Genomic DNA, 17352 nt, shown 5'->3' on the forward strand with positions numbered 1-17352 from the left:
AGCTCCTTTCTTATACTGATTAGTATCACTGGCTTTACGCTGACTTAATACTATTTATCCCCAAGCTTATTTCAATATTCTCTACGCTTTGTTGCACCTCTTTAGCGATTACGTCACTTTGAGACGACGATGCTTGAGCGTGCTCTTTCAGGCTTTGCATTGCACTGACAAAGTCATCTAAATGGGTGACTTGCTCAAGCGTACTGCTGGCACCTTGTTGAGCGGTATGTACCATTTCACTCGCTTGTGTTTGCACACTTTGCGCGACTTGCCATAGGCTTTGTGCGCGAGACTTTTGTGCTTGGGTGGCGGTTTCAATACCTTGTACTCGTTGCTCAAGATCATTATTCGCTTGGGTCAGTTGATTCAAGATTTGCATAATCTCAGTAAGTGAAACCTGTGTGCGCTGAGATAGATTTCGTACCTCTTCGGCTACTACAGCAAAACCACGCCCTTGCTCGCCAGCTCGAGCAGCTTCAATTGCAGCATTAAGCGCAAGTAAGTTGGTTTGCTCGGCAATATTACCAATAACATCAATTATTTGTGATACATCGCTAACTGATGTCGTTAGACTTGCTAGTGACTGATGGCAATGCTCCACTGCAGTTTGGGTTTCTGCGGTGGCATCGAGTACGGCCTGAGACTCCTGTTGGCTCTGCTGCATTTGCACCATGGTTTGTTGAGCTGTTTTTTCCACTTGCTCTGTTGTTTGGCTAACATCTTTTGCAAGGGCACGAATATGCTCAGTTTGGCTTTGCGCTGTAAGTACAATGCTTTGGGTCTGTTCGGTACTGGCTGAGATACGGCTGATGCGCTCAACTAGTTGTGACAGTGACTGCGATACTTGAGCTATTTGCTGTCTTTGTTGTTCATCTTCTTGTTCAAAACGCTGTAGCAATTGATTGAAGTGACCGGCTATTTGCCCGGTTTCGCAGCGGCGTTGGATGGTCAAGCGTTCTCGGCTATTAGACTCACTTAGCTTTAAAAAAGCCGTATTAAGATGTTTTAGGGGCTTAATCACTCGTCGTTGTTGCAACACTAAGTAGCCAATGGCAAAAATAATTAATATCGATACCATGGTATAGATGGCGAGCATCAATTCTTGTTTGAGTAGCTGATTTTGAGCAGCTTGTTGCTTTCCGAGTTCAAGCAATTGCTGTTCAATTACCGCAACATCTTCAATTAACGCTTGTTGTGTACGCTGGTTTTCGATTAAAAGAGCGTGAGTATTGGCAACCTCTTTGTTATAGCGTTTGCTTAAACTGAGTAGTTCATTGCGATAGTTTTCGCCGACTTCAATACGCTCTTCTTCATCATCACCTAGAGCAAATTCATCGGCTTCAATGGTTTCATATATGCCAATCAACACCAGTGCATCAAGTTTATCGTGCCAAGCTTCAAGTTCTCCAATAAGGCTGGCTAAAATAGATTTGAGTCGTTGTTCTTTGCTAATTAAGTAGCCTTCTGTGACTTGAGAAAGCTCATAAATAATCGGTGGTAGTTGCGAGGTGAGCGCTAAATATAGTTCGGCTAGATAAGGTTGCTCACTCTGGCCTTGAAATGCATATTCAGCAAGGCGGCGATTGTTATCTATCATCTCTGACTCGGCGTGAGCTAATAGTTGCCGTGGGTTACCTGCTAATTTGCCTGCTGCACGATAATCTTTATCTAAGTCGCCGATAAAGTTCGCGATTGTGGTTTGCAGTTCGGCAATATCTAAATCTTGCTGCTGGGCAATTTTATTCTGAATATCAATTAAATTGAGTTTGGCACGTTCTAGTTGACCGGCATCACCATTGGATAAATAACTGTCGAGATCACGTCTTACCTCGACTAAAAATTGGGTTTGGATTTGCTGTAATTGTAGCGTTTGCTGCTCAATAGACTGACGTTTATCTGTACTCCAAAAGACAACAGCTGCAAGTGATGCTGCAATGAATAACAGCAGTGCTGAGGCTGATAAAGAGAGAGTGGAGATTTTCATATTGCACGCCAGTCGTTTTTATTTGGCGTTAGAATATGGCATTTGAGTTACAAAAAAATTACAGGAAACAGTGAATTATAATCATTATTCAATTGGCAGCCAGACTTGAGCATGCAGGCCACCTTCGTTGCGATTAGTGAGAATAACCTTACCCTGATGCCTATCAATAATACGTTTAATGATAGCTAAACCTAAGCCTGAACCTACGCTACCTCTAGCAGTATCACCTTGTGTGAATGGCTGAAATAGTTTTGGAATTTGCTCTTCTTTTATCCCCGGGCCATTGTCTTCGACGCTAAAACCAACAAACTGACCATTGAATTGTGAGCTGATCTTTACCCAGCCTTGCCCGTAGCGGAAGGCGTTCTCAACCAGATTACTCAACACGCGCTTAATGGCAATATCTTGCATCAGGATGGCAGGACATTGGCTTAGCTCGGAGTCAATTGTGCCTTCGCGGTTTGATTCTGCTTGAATCACATCTTTAATGAGATCATTAATTTGTGCTAGTTCGCGGCTACCTTCTTGGTCTTGGCGAATATACGAGATAAATTGATTAATAATGGCATCCATATCTTCGATATCATTGACGATGCCATCTTTAAGGTATTGATCTTCTTCAACCATCATCTCTGAGGCTAAACGGATCCGAGTGAGCGGAGTGCGCAGATCGTGGGAGATCCCGGCCATCAACAGGGCGCGATCTTGCTCGAGTTGTTTCATGCTATGAGACATTTGATTGAAGGTATTGGTTACCTCAACAATCTCAGTTGAGCCACTTAAAGGTAGTGGTTTAGGGTAATCACCGCGGGACACCGCAATTGCAGCTTTCTGCAATCGACGTAGAGGCCGATTTTGTTGGCGAGCAAACCACCAACCGCCTGCGACACTTAACGCGCCAATCACCATTAAATAGAGGGTGAGTGGTGATAGATTTTTCTCATTTAGGCCAGTTAACGGTACTTTAATCCAAATAGACGGCGCTTGTGGCGGACGGATCCAAATCTCAAACTCCTCGCCTTGCGCAATACGAACCTCAGCTTGACCGCCTAAATATTCAGACATCTGAGACGACAAAAAACTGTAGTAGGTGGCGCGATCAATACCAGCTTCACGAGCTTGCTTTTGATTATAAAAATGCATGGTGTCGTCACGCACTTTTGCATTGAGAGCATCAACCATGGTCAGGTGCTCGCGGCCAATATCTACGCCATCGACAAATAGCAATTTAACCTGGCGCGCGATGAGTTGGTTGATCTGTTGATAGCTAGGTTTAATGAAATAAACCGCAACAGAGATATAAGAAACCAGCTGATTAGTCAGCAGTAAGCAGCCAATCAGCATGACTGTTTGGCTAAATGAGCTACGTGGCAGAAGACGCTGCCACCATCGTCTGTTTAACGACACGGTTACCGGCTTATAAGACTATTTACGTGACTGACCATCAGGCACGAACACGTAACCAAGCCCCCATACGGTTTGGATATAGCGAGGATTCGCAGCATCTTTCTCGATCAGTCGACGTAAGCGCGACACCTGCACATCAATCGAGCGCTCTAAAGCTGAGTAGTCACGGCCGCGAGCAAGGTTCATCAGTTTGTCGCGTGATAATGGCTCACGTGGGTGACTGACCAATACTTTCAGTACTGCAAATTCACCACTGGTTAGTGCAATACTTTCTTCGCCATGATGCATCTCGCGAGTAGCAAGGTTTAATGAAAATTCACCAAAGGTGATCTCTTCTTCTTGTTGAGTTGGCGCACCGGGTACTTCAGGAGTCTGACGACGCATAACGGCTTTAATCCGAGCTAACAATTCTCGTGGATTAAATGGCTTTGGCAAATAGTCATCGGCGCCTAGCTCTAAACCAATAATTCTATCTACTTCATCACCTTTGGCTGTAAGCATCACAATAGGAATTGGATTGCCAGCTTGGCGTAACCGACGGCAAATAGACAAGCCATCTTCGCCGGGTAACATCAGATCTAATACCAGTAAGTGAAAGTTCTCGCGTTCTAATAGGCGGTCCATCTGTTCAGCATTGGCTGCGCTACGTACTTGATAACCTTGCTCCATCAAGTAGCGTTCTAATAATGCGCGTAATCTCATGTCATCGTCGACAACGAGGATTTTTGAGGTTTCTTGTCCCATGCTTGTGGTCCCTTATCGCTATTGATATGCGGATTAACTATCGCTTACCTAGCTTCTTTGTTATTAATCTTATGTGCTTGCTTAATATAGCGTCTTTGGCAATTAAATGACTAGTGAGATTTTAATTAGTTCACTAATTAAGCATGAATAAATGGATGCTATAGTTTTAATGTTATGAATTATAATGCTTTTTATGCAGCATGCTTGCTTGCAAAATTGTAACAAAATAGCGATTTTGTCGATTATTGAGGCGATATTACTAATTAAGCTATGATTAGCAGTGTCTTGTCTCAATTATTGTGGCCAGTCGCCTATAGGCAGCTAATAGGCTAGAGTTAGGCTTGCTGTCTCGGTTAGAATGCCGATAATTCCTGTAACCCTTATTGAGAAAGTAGCCGCTATGAGAACCGCTATCGTTACCCGTGAAGGTTTCGAAAAACTGCAAAAAGAACTCAACTACCTTTGGCGTGAACACAGACCTGAAATTACTAAAATAGTCAGCTGGGCTGCTAGTTTAGGCGATAGAAGCGAGAACGCTGACTACACTTTTAATAAGCGTAAATTGCGAGAAATCGACCGTAGAGTTAGATATTTGCGTAAAACCCTCGAAAACGTTCAAGTCGTTGACTACTCGCCAGCACAAGAAGGTAAGGTGTTTTTTGGTGCTTGGGTGGAAATTGAAAACGATAATGGTGAGCAGTTACAGTTTAAAATTGTCGGTTATGATGAGATATTCGGCCGTAAAGATTACATCTCAATTGACTCACCTATGGCGCGTGGTCTACTGAAAAAGCAAGTGGACGACGAAGCGGTGATTAAGACTCCAGCAGGCGAACAAGTTTGGTATATCAACCGTATCTCTTATCAAGGGTTTGAGTAACGATGCCAACGTATCTCTTATCAGGGTTTTAAGCAACGCTGCCAAGGCAGTGACATTGGCGCCGCTATTTAGCGGCGCAAATAGCATAATTGTCTTAGTATTAGCATTAACCAAAGCCATGTGCTGTGGTATCTTTGGCAAATTCCTCTTTATCAACTAGGCTCGACCTCTATTTATGCAAAATATTGCACAGCTCATCGCGACAGAACTTAATGTTCGTCAGCAACAAGTTACCGATACGATTTCATTACTCGATGATGGTGCGACAGTACCTTTTATTGCTCGCTACCGTAAAGAGGCCACAGGTGGCCTAGATGATGCGCAATTGCGTACTTTGAGCAGTCGTCTTAGCTATTTACGCGACCTAAATGAGCGCCGTAATGTGATTCTGTCGAGCATTGAAGCTCAAAGTAAATTGACGCCTGAGCTGAGAGCAGCCATTAATGCTGCTGATAGTAAAACCCGCCTAGAAGATCTGTACTTACCTTATAAGCCTAAGCGCCGCACAAAAGGCCTAATCGCCATAGAAGCGGGTATTGAGCCGTTAGCGGATTGGTTATTGGCAAACCGCCAAGCTCATTGTGAAACGGCCGCTGCGGAGTATATCAATGCTGCAGCAGGCTTTGCCGATAGCAAAGCGGTACTGGATGGTGCGCGTTTTATTTTGATGGAACGCTTTGCTGAAGACGCCGAACTGCTGCAAAAAATCCGTACTCAAGTCGAGCAAAATGCAGTACTTGAAAGCCGCATGGTAAAGGGCAAAGAAAAAGAAGGCGCAAAATTTAGAGACTATTTTGAACACACTGAAAAGCTGGTAAAAGTGCCTTCGCACCGTGCATTGGCCATGTTGCGTGGCCGCAATGAAGGCATGTTAAGCCTGAGTATCAATGCAGATCCTCATCAAGATGCGAAACAAGCGAGCTACTGTGAAGTGATTATTATTGACCACTTTAAACTCGCCTTAACCGATAGCAATGTCGATACATGGCTAAAGACGGTGGTTGCAGCAACTTGGAAAGTCAAAATTGCCCTGCAGATGGAAACTGAGTTCCTTGGGCGTATGCGTGAAACTGCGGAGCAAGAAGCGATTAAGGTTTTTGCACGTAATTTAGGTGACTTGCTAATGGCCGCCCCAGCAGGCGCTAAAGCAACGATGGGCTTAGATCCTGGCTTAAGAACTGGGGTTAAAGTAGCTATCGTGAACGATACCGGTAAGTTAATGGCGCACACGACTATTTTCCCTCATGCACCGCAAAATCAGTGGGATAAGTCTGTTAGAACCTTAGCCAATCTAGCAAAAATGCATAAGGTTGAGCTAATTGCTATTGGTAACGGCACTGCATCCCGAGAAACTGACAAGCTGGCAGCGGATCTTATTAGCCAAGTTAAAGCTGAGCTGCCAAAGCTGACTAAAATTATGGTTAGTGAAGCAGGTGCGTCAGTTTACTCAGCTTCAGAGCTTGCCTCTGAAGAGTTCCCAGATATTGATGTATCGATCCGTGGCGCAGTGTCGATTGCGCGCCGCTTGCAAGATCCACTGGCAGAACTGGTGAAGATTGAGCCTAAAGCTATTGGTGTGGGTCAGTATCAACATGATGTAAGCCAAAGCCAACTATCAAGCTCACTAGAAGCAGTGGTTGAAGACTGCGTAAACGGTGTGGGTGTGGATGTGAACATGGCATCGGCTGCGCTACTGGCACAAGTCGCGGGACTGAACAAAACCCTAGCACGTAACATTGTCGCTCATCGTGACGAACAAGGTCGTTTTAATAATCGTAAAGCGCTGCTGAAAGTGGCTCGCTTAGGCCCTAAAGCTTACGAGCAGGCTGCGGGCTTCTTGCGTATTGCAGGTGGTGATAATCCATTAGATAGCTCTGCTGTTCATCCTGAGGCTTATGCGTTGGTTGAATCGATTGCTAATGCTAAAGGTGTGTCGGTTGCTGAAATTATTGGTAACTCAGAGTTACTAAAAGCACTCGATGCTAACGACTTCATCACTCGTGAATTTGGTTTGCCAACGGTAACCGATATTTTGGCTGAACTTGATAAGCCGGGACGCGATCCTCGTGGTGAGTTTAAAACTGCTAGCTTTAAAGAAGGCGTTGAAGAGATTAAGGATCTTAAGCTAGATATGATCCTAGAAGGCGTAGTGACTAATGTGACTAATTTTGGCGCCTTTGTTGACGTTGGTGTGCATCAAGATGGTTTAGTGCATATTTCCTCAATGACCGACAAGTTTATTGATGATCCGCATAAAATCGTTAAGGCAGGCGATATCGTTAAAGTTAAAGTCATGGAAGTGGATGCAGAGCGCCGCCGTATTGGTTTAACTATGCGCTTAGATGATAAAGCCGGTGAAGCGGTGAAAACCGCAGCTCGTCCAAGTCATAATAAATCTAATCAACATGCAAAAGGCACTAACCAGCGACCGCAGCAAAAGAGCCATAAGCCTAAGCAGCCAGCTAACGCTGCTATGGGCAACGCATTTGCAGATGCGTTCGCTAAGTTGAAAAAATAAGTCAATTTATCGATAAAAAAACCGACATTCATTGTCGGTTTTTTTATGCTGTGATCAGCAGTTCGGGTTGACTATTTGGCTCAGTGCGCTGCAGATAAAAGGCTTGTATGCGGGCGCCAAAGGCTTGGTAGAACTGTAATGTTTCGTTCGGCATCGGGTGCTGGCTTTCAGATTTATCCTGAGTGCTACTTGGCTGACCAACGATTTTTATATCGCTACGCTTTAATGGTGCACGCTGGCTTAATAGCTGCTTTAAATTAAGTGCCTGCTGTTGTTTTTGCTTCTCTTGGCTAGACTCTTGCCCTGATTGTTCTTGTTGAGATTGACCTTGCTGCTTCTGTTGCACCGACTCGCGTAATTTGGCTTGGGTTTGTGTGTGCTCAGCGGTGCGCTCATGTTGCGGATTAAAGGCGCGCTCTTCATGGCCTTTAGTGGCTTGCTGAGGTGGGATGATAGGTGGTCGTTGTTGGCTATCCGTGCGTGCAGAATCGGTTGCAGCATTGGTTGTTGCAATCGGCACATTAGGATAGTTGGTAACCACTAACATTTTATTGATCCACCTTTATTGGTGATGGCTATTTGTGTTTAAATATTAATCAATTTGGGTGTGAGAATAAAGTATTAGTGGCTGTTTTACTGCTGAATATCGCTCAGCTTAGCTGGCGTTGACGCTTTTAGCTTGAGTAGTTAGCCATTGCAGATAACCTTGGATAAATTCGCTAGTATGGCTAATAAACGGTGCGTGTGACGCTTTTGCCATTAACAAGTCTTGGCTGTGTTCAAGTTGCGGCATAGCCTTAATCACGCGACGGGGAACTAAACCATCTAGTTTTCCCCAAACCCTTAACCACGGTTGTTTAATCTCGGTAATTTGGCTGCGTAAATCTACGGTTTCTAACATGTCTAAACCTTGCGCTAGCGCGTTTGCTTGCGCCCGTGGGCGAGCGAGTACTAACTCGCGTAAGTGTTTTATGTCAGCTTTTGCTGTTTGGCTTCCCATTGCTTGGATCGCTAAAAAGCGTTCTACGGTTTTATCGAGATCTTCAGTTAATTGGCTGGCAAATTGCCCAAGCACATCGGCGGGGATCCCCGGCCAGTCTTCACGAGCCATAAAGCAAGGTGATGAGGCGATGGTGCACAGTGCACTCACTCGCTCAGGGTAGTGCACAGCTGCTAACATTGCGACTAAACCACCTAGCGACCAGCCAGTCCAAATTGCCTTGGTTGGAACTTGCTCCATAATGGCTGCTAGCCAGTTGTGAATGTTGCCATCAACAGCTTGGCTATAACCAAAACCCGGCAGATCGACAAAGTGCACTCTATACTCAGCTAAGGCAGTTGTTAAAGGAGAGAACACTGCGCTGTTCACTCCCCAACCATGGAGCAAGACGAGATCAGGCCCTTGGCCAATTGATTCAATGTGTAGCTGCTGTAGATTCATATCGATCTCGCTAAGTTAACTAATGAGTTGAAAAGGATTTCACCTATTAACAAAATACCTTGGCATAGATGGCTGGCGGCTATGTTACCCAATCGCTGTTTGATGTGCCATCAACATATCTGTTCTGATAATCGCGGTATTTGTGCGGTTTGTTTGCAGGCGTCTATTTATCAAGGCGATATTTGTTTGGGCTGCGGGCGCAGCTTGCAATTAGCTATGGCTTTTTGTGGTAAGTGCATGTTGAGTAATAAGCTAAAAGTTGTGGCCCCGTGTAGCTATCATCAGGGGTTAGGTCATTGGGTTGGGCAGATAAAATATCAAACTCAGTTTGCCGTGATTGATGTGCTTGTTGATGCTTTGATTGTGCGAATAAACGACTTGGTCAGCAAAGAGTGTTTGGTGTTACCCCAAGCTTTGATTGCAGTGCCGTTGCATAAGCAAAGATTGCAGCAGCGCGGCTTTAATCAAGCATGGCTAATTGCCAAAGCATTATCTAGCAAACTCAATATCCCACTACTAGACGATTGCTTGTACCGTACAAGAGCGACAGAGCCACAGGCCGGATTATCAGGAAAAAGGCGTCGCAAAAATTTGCACAATGCATTTGAGTTATCAACGGAGATAAACGTGCAACGAGTGGCGTTGGTTGATGATGTTGTTACCACTGGCGCGACCGTTAATGAGATTGCTAAGCTGTTTGCATCGGCGCATATTCAAGTACAAGTGTGGTGCTTGGCTCGCGCCGAAGCACCAGGTTGTGGCTAATTTAACGCCGGAATAAAATACAGCGCGTTAGCATAGAGTTTTTCACTGCCTAACCAGATATTTCTAAACAATAGGTTGTCAGCTAAGGCTACAATAGCGCCCTTGTTGCGTGATTCGACAATAATCGCTGGCGAGTTGCTAAAACTACTTTGGTACTCTTGCGCTAAATAACCGCTTAATAATGGCTGCGAGGCATACTTAGCTGCAATGCTAAAAGGTGAAGCGTTTTGGGCAAAGCCAAGGACTTTGTTTTTCAATATAGGTAGCCTGTCACCATTGAGACCAAAGTTGATTGGATGTGTTGGATCTAGCTTTAACTCTACGATTGCACCGCCTATGGCTTGTTTTGCTTTAAACGCTGAACGCTCGTCAAAAGTCAGTCCATCAGCATCAAATAATTGTTTGTAAAAGCGATCACTACGCAAACTGGCCTTGAGTAAGTTCGACTTGTCTAGCCAGTTTAGCGCGCCTTTTTGGGCGATAATCACGCCACCGTCATTGGCAAACTGTCCGAGTTTACGAGCGAAACGCTCATCTAAGGTCTGGTAACGGCCATCGGCTAATAACACATGACTGTAATCGCTGAGGTTGATTGATGGGAGTTGGTTGATATCAACGAGTGTCGTGGCAACACCTAGCACGTTATCGAGATAGTACCAAAGCTGACCAACCTCAGATGTTGAAGTGCCTTTACCGCCAATGAGCAGCGGCCGGATCGGTTTAATTAGTTCAAAGTCAGGGCTACCGAGATCAATACCGCTACTTGCCGCGCTGGTATTCACCGCCACGAGCTTCACTTTGTGCTCGCTTGCCAATTGACTCACTATATTGCCAAGCTCGTTTGCTTGGTAGTTATCTTGTTTTAATGGGATCTGTAAGCTACCGGCAACAAAGTCTACATCTTTGTTGTTGAGCTGCATGCTAAATGGCTTAGCGGCAAACTTAACCAGTATGTCGCGATCAAGTAACTGCTGTAGTAATGGGGTAGCTTGGCTTTGTCGCCAGTCAATCAATATAGCAACCGCGCTATCATTCAGTTTTTCGTTGGCAAATGTCGGTTGAGTTTGACTTAACACGCTTAGCTCTAGTTTGACGTTACGTCTTAGGGTTAGTCCAAAAGCATGTTCTAGGTTCCAAGTGGAAATATCATAAAAGGTAGGGTCGATAAAATCGGTTCTATTATCAAACATCGCCTTCAGCAGCGATGATTGTGCCTGCTTGTTAGGAATGAAAATACTATTGTTTACCTCAAAATCAAGCCCACCTTGCGAGAGCGTGTGGGTGAGGTAGTAGTAGGCGATTTTGTGTTGTGTTAACAGCGAGGTTAGCGCTTTAATGCGGCCGCTGTCGTGATTGGCACTGACCAGAAGCCCTGCTTGGCGAGGTTGCTTTTTCGCTGCTTGTTGATGTTTATTTTTGAAGAAATTTGCTTGATATGCTTCGAGTTCAGACTTCAATGCTAGCGCACCTTTAAGACTAGAAATCGACGTCGCGTATTGGTTATCGATAGCTTCTTGAAATGTCACTAGGCCGTTGACAGAGTCTTGTTGTTGACCGCGAGCGCTAGCTTGCTCAAACAGTACGCCCACTGCGCCATTTATATCAGGGTAGGTTGAGCCTTTACCATAGAAGAAGTCATCAAATAGCTGGCGGCTAAAGTAGCGTTGCTTTTTATTATCCAGTTCGGCTTGATGATAAGCTGCCAGTTTAGCGGTGATCTTTTGATTTTCACTCGAGGTTAATGGATGAGTACGCTCAGGCACACCGGGCTGAAAGAAATAGGTTTGATTATGGCCCATTTCGTGAAAATCGCCAACATAATGCGGCTGCCAGCGATGAAAAAGCGCCACTCGGCCTTGGGATGCTGGGTGGCGTAAGAACAGCCAATCACGGTTTAGATCTGCTAGATAGTGATTACTCCGGCCACTTGGCCAGCCTTGTTTATGTTCTTTATGATTTGGATCGCTAACAGGAATTTTGCCAGCGTAGCCATTAGTCCATGTTGAGAAGCGGTCAAAACCATCTGGATTCTGGGTTGGCGTGATCAGTACTACTGCGTTATCGAGTAACTCTTTAACCCATTTTTCTTCGCTGGTGGCTAACCTATGGCTGAGTTTTATAGCGCTGTGGGCACCACTACTTTCATCACCATGAATCGAATAGGCTAACCAGATCACCATAGGCCCTTGTTGCTTGCCTTGATATTTAATTTGCTGACGCTGCGCCAAGATCTGATCCAGCTTAGCTTGGTTATTTCGTGAGGTGATAACAGCGGTTAATTGTTGCCTCGCTTCGTGGCTTTGACCAGTCTGTTCAAGTGATACTCTAGGGTTTTCGCTGGCGATTTGTTTCAGGTAATAATTGATTTGATCATGACGTAAAAGGCGCTCCCCGAGTGGATATCCTAAAAAGGCTTCTGGGCTGGTCGTTGTGACGCCATAAAGAGGGTTATCGGTTAGCCGAGTCTTACTTGCTGCAGCGAAAAAAGCTGGCAAGATCAAAAAAGCGCATAAAAAAGCAAGACCAATTCTAAGCATGGAATATTTCGTTATATTTATAATATTGTTGTTAAATTAACAGCTCAGCGGCGACAAAACCACTCTAGGTTAAGATAAAAAACTGTGATCAGTTTGGGATTTATTATTGATCTGTGAGCCTAAGGGGCTACAAAGCAGTGCTGAGTAAGAGTATTATAGGGTTAATTCTTACTAAAACACTCAGGTTTACCCCTGACGGAGCATGTTTTCATGATTACCATTTCCGAAGCAGCTCAGGCGCATTTTGTTAAATTGTTATCAGATCAGCCTGAAGGAACTCATATTCGAGTATTTGTTATCAGCCCTGGCACTGCGCAAGCTGAGTGTGGCGTGTCTTACTGCCCACCAGATGCAGTAGAAGCAGATGACACAGAATTAGAATTCAATGGTTTTAGTGCCATGGTTGACGAAAAGAGCGCTCCTTTCCTTGAAGAAGCGACAATCGACTTTGTAACTGATCAACTCGGTTCTCAGCTAACCCTAAAAGCACCTAATGCTAAAATGCGTAAAGTGTCTGATGATGCTTCACTAGCAGAGCGCATTGAGTATGTGATCCAGTCTGAAATCAACCCACAACTAGCAAGTCATGGTGGTAACATCATGTTAGTTGAGATCTCTGAAGATGGTGTTGCAGTGCTGCAGTTTGGTGGTGGTTGTAACGGTTGTTCTATGGTTGATGTTACCCTAAAAGATGGTATCGAAAAGCAACTATTAGAGATGTTCCCTGGTGAGCTAACAGGCGTTAAAGACGTGACTGAGCACCAACATGGTGAGCACTCTTACCAGTAATTGGCTTGATTGAGTCAAATAAAAACGCGACCTAGAGTCGCGTTTTTTTTGGGTTATACCAATGAGTGTAAAGATTTAATCGCCATTCTGGAGCGTTTTTGGCTGCCTACTTCTGCGTTGAATAACTTCACAAGGGAGCAACCATTCTTTCAGTTATTCGCCTTGAATTAGATTGCCAAAACCGCTCTGAGTAGATCAACTTCTTATACTAATTGGTATTAAGCGTCAGCCTTAATCTAAACCAGTAGTGCAAAGATAATGATGCGCTACGAGCCAACATAAAGCAGCTCATCGCTGCCCATAGGGCGAGGTTGCCTTGCTCTGACAGCAAATACCATACAGGGAAGAACACGCCGAAGGTCGATAAAATCATGCTGTTACGCATCACTTTACCTTTAGCTGCACCAATATATACGCCATCAAATAGATATGAGCCAAAAGCAAGTAATGGAATAAATATCACCCAGATTAGGTACTCTTCGGCAACGGCTTGAACCTCACTAATACTGGTGAGCATGGCTATGATTTGTGAGCCCCCAATCGCAAAGAATAGGGTGAATCCAAGGGCGGCAATCGCTGACCAAGCCCACGCAAGCGTAACTGAATCTTGCATTAGCTGGCTGTTTCTTTGGCCATAAGCGCGGCCTACTTCCGCTTCTGCATAATAGGCGATGCCATCGAGGGCGTATGAAATTAACATCAACAAGTTAAGCAATACCGCATTGGCTGCGACAGTATTGTCACCAAGCCCAGCGCCGTAGAACGTCATAAAGGCGAACGATAATTGCAGGCATAGACTACGCACAAAAATGTCGGCATTTAGGCTGATTAACTTGGTGTAGCTTTGCAATGAGAGCTGTTTAACTAAGGTAAATAACTTAAAACCACCTAGCTTATTTAGTTGGCTGCGTACCATAGTTAACGCGACTAAAAAGCCTGCGATATCAGCAAAAACAGAGGCTAAGCCTGCGCCTTTAACACCCCAGCCTAAGACCAGTACAAATAGTACATCGAGCACAATATTAACTAGGTTAGCAATAATCAGTTGCCACATTGCTGCTTTGGGCTGCTGACGACCGAGTAGCCAGCCAAGCATCACCAAATTCATTAAGGCAAAGGGAGTTGACCAGATCCTGACTTGGAAATACTCACGGCAATAACGTTCAACTTCCAGGCTGGCATCAGACATAGCCATGGCTAAGTTTAAAATCGGTAATTGCAGCGCAATCGCGGCAATACCGAACATTAATGCTAAACTCGCTGCTTGGATTAATAGCTTAAATTGTTGCTGCGTGTCGTTAGCGCCATAGGCCTGTGCGACTAATCCGGTGGTTGCCATGCGTAAAAATCCAAGCAACCACAAAATTAAGGTTATAATCGTTGACCCAACTGCCACGCCGCCTAAATAATAAGCGTTACTAAGGTGTCCAACGACGGCAGTGTCAACCAGCCCCAATAACGGTACCGTGATATTCGATAAAATCATCGGTAGCGCGAGGGCGAGTAACTGACGATTTTTTTGTGGGTTTAACAATAAGGCAATCATTTTAGAGGTCTAATATTTATGGTTAAAAACGTGTTGCTAGCGCTGTTAGCGCTGACAGGTTTTTCGGCTCACGCAGCGGTGATCCTTCAATATCATCATGTTTCGGATAGCACGCCTGCAATAACAAGCGTGACGCCTGCTCAGTTTAAAGAGCAGATGCAGTACCTTGCGGATAACAACTTTAATGTTGTACCACTTTCAACTGTTGTGGAGTCTATTAAGGCAAAGAAGACACTGCCACAGAAGACAATCGCGATTACGTTTGATGATGGATACCGCAGTATCGCAAATACTGCTCACCCTATTTTAAAGCAATATAATTTTCCCTACACCCTTTTTGTCTCGGTGCAACCAATTCAAAAGGCTTATGGAGAGATGATGAGTTGGCAGCAGTTAGTGACCTTATCAAATGAAGGCGCTGAAATTGCCAATCATAGCTGGAATCATGAACATCTAATCCGCAAAGAAGGCAATGAAACTGAGGCGCAATGGTTAGCGCGAATCGAAGATAATATCTTACGTACAGAAGCTGAGATCGCTAAAGCCACAGGCCAAAACTTGAAGATGTTGGCTTATCCATATGGTGAGTACAATCAGCAAATTGAAGCTATGCTTGCAAAACATGGTTTTGTTGCCTTTGGCCAGCAGTCGGGTGCAGCAGGCCCGTACTCACCACTGACGGCGCTACCTCGGTTTCCTGTAGCCGGTGTGTATGCTGATCTTAATAGCCTAAAAGTGAAATTACACAGCTTGAATATGCCAGTGATTGCCCAAACTAATAGCAATCCACAATTGGCACAAGGTGAGTGGCGACCAGAGATTAAAGTGACCTTAGACATGAGTGATATCAACGCCTCACAGCTAATGTGCTTTATTCAAGGTCAAGGTGCTAAAAAACCAAACTGGCTTAGTGACAATCAATTTAGTATTCAGGCTGAGCTAGATTTGCCTGCCGGACGCTCACGTTATAACTGTACCGCGCCGAGCAAAACTAAAGGTAGTTATTACTGGTTTTCTCAGCCGTGGGTGCGGCCTAAAGCTAACGGACAATGGATAGCAGAATAATATAAATGCTATAAAACAATGACTAAAAAGCGCCTCAGGCGCTTTTTTTAGTCGCAAGCTTTAACCAGAATATTTGCCGATGATAGCGTTAACGTCATGGATCAGTTCACTGTTCTTTATTTGTGGTAGTTGACCTGTCTTATGCGATTTAGGTTTGATGATGGCGATCTTCTCACCTTGAGGGGACACTAAAGCAAATGAAGCGCTATGATCTACTTGGTAATCTGGTCCTTCGCCAACCATGGCATACACAAAGCCCAAACTACGGGTGACAGGAAACAGTTGCTTATGTTCTCCGGTCAGTGCGATAAACTCAGGGTTAAAGAAGTTCATATAGCTGTCTAATTTGGCAGTGCTATCCCGCTCAGGATCAACTGACATGAAAATGACCTGCAGATCAGACTCTTGGTTTAGGCTTGTGTAAGCTGAAGTTAGTTTACCCATAGTCGTGGGACATACATCGGGGCAGGATGTATAGCCGATAAAAATTAGGCTCCATTTTCCTTTTAAATCTTCATTACTGAAACGGTTACCTTGTTGATCTATGAGACTAAACGGGGCCAGCGGAATAGGCGCTGGATACTCAAAACTGGTTTGTAGCGCTAATGGTTGTTGTTTGAGTTGTATACTGGCGTAAGCGCCTGCTGCTACGAGTAGGATAGCTGCGATTATCCAAGTGAATTTCATCTGTCATCCTCTGTTATATGAACCTGTATTCCAGCTAAGATTAAACTCATAGCAGCCGTGTGCCGATTAAAGATAGTGATCAACTAATAGCAGCATAAATAGCAACATTAGTTGGTAGATAGAGAACTTAAACACGTTCATAGCTAAGCCTGGTTTTTCATGGAATTTAAGCTGCCATGCTTTATAAATAAAAGCGGCGCTTAATAGCGTCGAGCCGACTAAATAAACCGGACCAGACATACCGACTAATACCGGCAGTAAGCAGGCAATAGCGAGTAAAATGGTATAGAGGAAAATACAGGTTTTAGTGAATTCAACACCGTGGGTTACTGGCAACATAGGGATGTCTACCTTGGCATACTCAGTTTTACGGTGAATGGCTAGAGCCCAGAAGTGCGGTGGAGTCCAAGCAAAAATAATGATGACTAACAGTAGCGCGTTGCCATGAAACTCGCCTGTAACTGCCGTCCAACCTAGTAAAGGGGGCATTGCACCAGCTAGGCCGCCGACCACAATATTTTGTGGTGTTGCGCGTTTTAGGTAAGCGGTATAGATCACCGCGTAACCAATTAAACTGGCAAATGTTAGCCAAGCGGTGAGTGGGTTAACTAAGGCGTATAGAATGATAAAACCTAAGATCCCAAGCGCAAAAGCAAAGGTTAATGCTTTTACTATCGAAACCCGGCCTTTGGGCAGTGGACGGTTGTAAGTACGCGCCATTAAGCCATCGATGCGGCGATCTATTAGATGATTAAATGCGGCAGCAGAGCCTGCCATCATACCGATCCCCAGCATACCAGCAATAAGCGGTGTTACCGGTACCGCACCGGGTAAGGCTAAACACATACCGACCAAAACCGTGAGCAACATTAGTGCAACGACTTTAGGTTTAGTCATTTCATAATAGGCGCGCCATTGAAACCCAGAGCTTGTAGCGGTTTGAGACAGTGCGATTGGTTTAGCCATAGTTGAAACCTCTCATCATTTTT

Annotated in this window: 14 protein-coding genes; 5 read left to right on the forward strand and 9 right to left on the reverse strand. The window is 44.6% G+C overall.

What is annotated here, in order from left to right; translation table 11 throughout:
• Positions 1-34 precede the first annotated feature (34 nt).
• From L884_RS0107020 to ompR, 3 genes are all read right to left on the reverse strand, one after another.
• A complete protein-coding gene (locus L884_RS0107020; RefSeq protein WP_028766827.1) occupies positions 35-1984 on the reverse strand; it encodes a methyl-accepting chemotaxis protein in 1950 nt (649 codons plus the stop codon).
• A gap of 84 nt (positions 1985-2068) precedes the next feature.
• Positions 2069-3391: a two-component system sensor histidine kinase EnvZ gene (envZ, locus tag L884_RS0107025; protein ID WP_037410511.1), complete on the reverse strand. Its 1323-nt coding sequence runs from the start codon at positions 3389-3391 to the stop codon at positions 2069-2071.
• Positions 3392-3409: 18 nt separating this feature from the next.
• A complete protein-coding gene (gene ompR / locus L884_RS0107030) occupies positions 3410-4135 on the reverse strand; it encodes an osmolarity response regulator transcription factor OmpR (protein ID WP_028766829.1) in 726 nt (241 codons plus the stop codon).
• Between the two features lie 400 nt (positions 4136-4535).
• On the opposite strand from ompR, the gene greB reads away from it, so the two are divergent.
• Positions 4536-5015: a transcription elongation factor GreB gene (gene greB, locus L884_RS0107035; protein ID WP_028766830.1), complete on the forward strand. Its 480-nt coding sequence runs from the start codon at positions 4536-4538 to the stop codon at positions 5013-5015.
• A gap of 175 nt (positions 5016-5190) precedes the next feature.
• Positions 5191-7533: a Tex family protein gene (locus L884_RS0107040; RefSeq protein WP_028766831.1), complete on the forward strand. Its 2343-nt coding sequence runs from the start codon at positions 5191-5193 to the stop codon at positions 7531-7533.
• 43 nt (positions 7534-7576) lie between these two features.
• Here the strand turns inward: L884_RS0107040 and L884_RS0107045 are convergent, their stop codons facing one another.
• Positions 7577-8080 (reverse strand): hypothetical protein, encoded by a 504-nt coding sequence (locus tag L884_RS0107045; protein ID WP_028766832.1) that lies wholly within the window; start codon positions 8078-8080, stop codon positions 7577-7579.
• Positions 8081-8188: 108 nt separating this feature from the next.
• Positions 8189-8974: a pimeloyl-ACP methyl ester esterase BioH gene (gene bioH, locus L884_RS0107050; protein WP_028766833.1), complete on the reverse strand. Its 786-nt coding sequence runs from the start codon at positions 8972-8974 to the stop codon at positions 8189-8191.
• Between the two features lie 81 nt (positions 8975-9055).
• Between bioH and L884_RS0107055 the strand changes: the two genes are divergently transcribed.
• Positions 9056-9739, forward strand: coding sequence for a ComF family protein (locus tag L884_RS0107055; RefSeq protein WP_156925665.1), 684 nt, complete (start codon positions 9056-9058; stop codon positions 9737-9739).
• On the opposite strand, the gene L884_RS0107060 is transcribed toward L884_RS0107055, so the two are convergent.
• A complete protein-coding gene (locus L884_RS0107060; RefSeq protein WP_028766835.1) occupies positions 9736-12276 on the reverse strand; it encodes a M14 family zinc carboxypeptidase in 2541 nt (846 codons plus the stop codon). The genes L884_RS0107055 and L884_RS0107060 overlap by 4 nt on opposite strands.
• Positions 12277-12486: 210 nt before the next feature.
• Here L884_RS0107060 and nfuA point away from each other — a divergent pair, with 210 nt between their 5' ends.
• Positions 12487-13065, forward strand: coding sequence for a Fe-S biogenesis protein NfuA (gene nfuA, locus L884_RS0107065; protein WP_028766836.1), 579 nt, complete (start codon positions 12487-12489; stop codon positions 13063-13065).
• Between the two features lie 208 nt (positions 13066-13273).
• Here nfuA and L884_RS0107070 read toward each other — a convergent pair whose 3' ends face one another.
• On the reverse strand, positions 13274-14611 hold the full coding sequence (locus L884_RS0107070; RefSeq protein ID WP_028766837.1) for an MATE family efflux transporter: 1338 nt from the start codon (positions 14609-14611) through the stop codon (positions 13274-13276).
• Positions 14612-14629: 18 nt separating this feature from the next.
• On the opposite strand from L884_RS0107070, the gene L884_RS0107075 reads away from it, so the two are divergent.
• Positions 14630-15676: a polysaccharide deacetylase family protein gene (locus L884_RS0107075; protein ID WP_028766838.1), complete on the forward strand. Its 1047-nt coding sequence runs from the start codon at positions 14630-14632 to the stop codon at positions 15674-15676.
• A 60-nt stretch (positions 15677-15736) separates the two neighbouring features.
• Here L884_RS0107075 and L884_RS0107080 read toward each other — a convergent pair whose 3' ends face one another.
• Positions 15737-16363, reverse strand: a complete 627-nt coding sequence (locus L884_RS0107080) for an SCO family protein (RefSeq protein ID WP_028766839.1) — start codon at positions 16361-16363, stop codon at positions 15737-15739.
• Between the two features lie 66 nt (positions 16364-16429).
• On the reverse strand, positions 16430-17329 hold the full coding sequence (cyoE, locus tag L884_RS0107085; protein WP_028766840.1) for a heme o synthase: 900 nt from the start codon (positions 17327-17329) through the stop codon (positions 16430-16432).
• Positions 17330-17352: the final 23 nt, after the last annotated feature.

The organism is Shewanella fidelis ATCC BAA-318 (genome assembly GCF_000518605.1).
In the GTDB taxonomy this organism is placed as follows: domain Bacteria; phylum Pseudomonadota; class Gammaproteobacteria; order Enterobacterales; family Shewanellaceae; genus Shewanella; species Shewanella fidelis.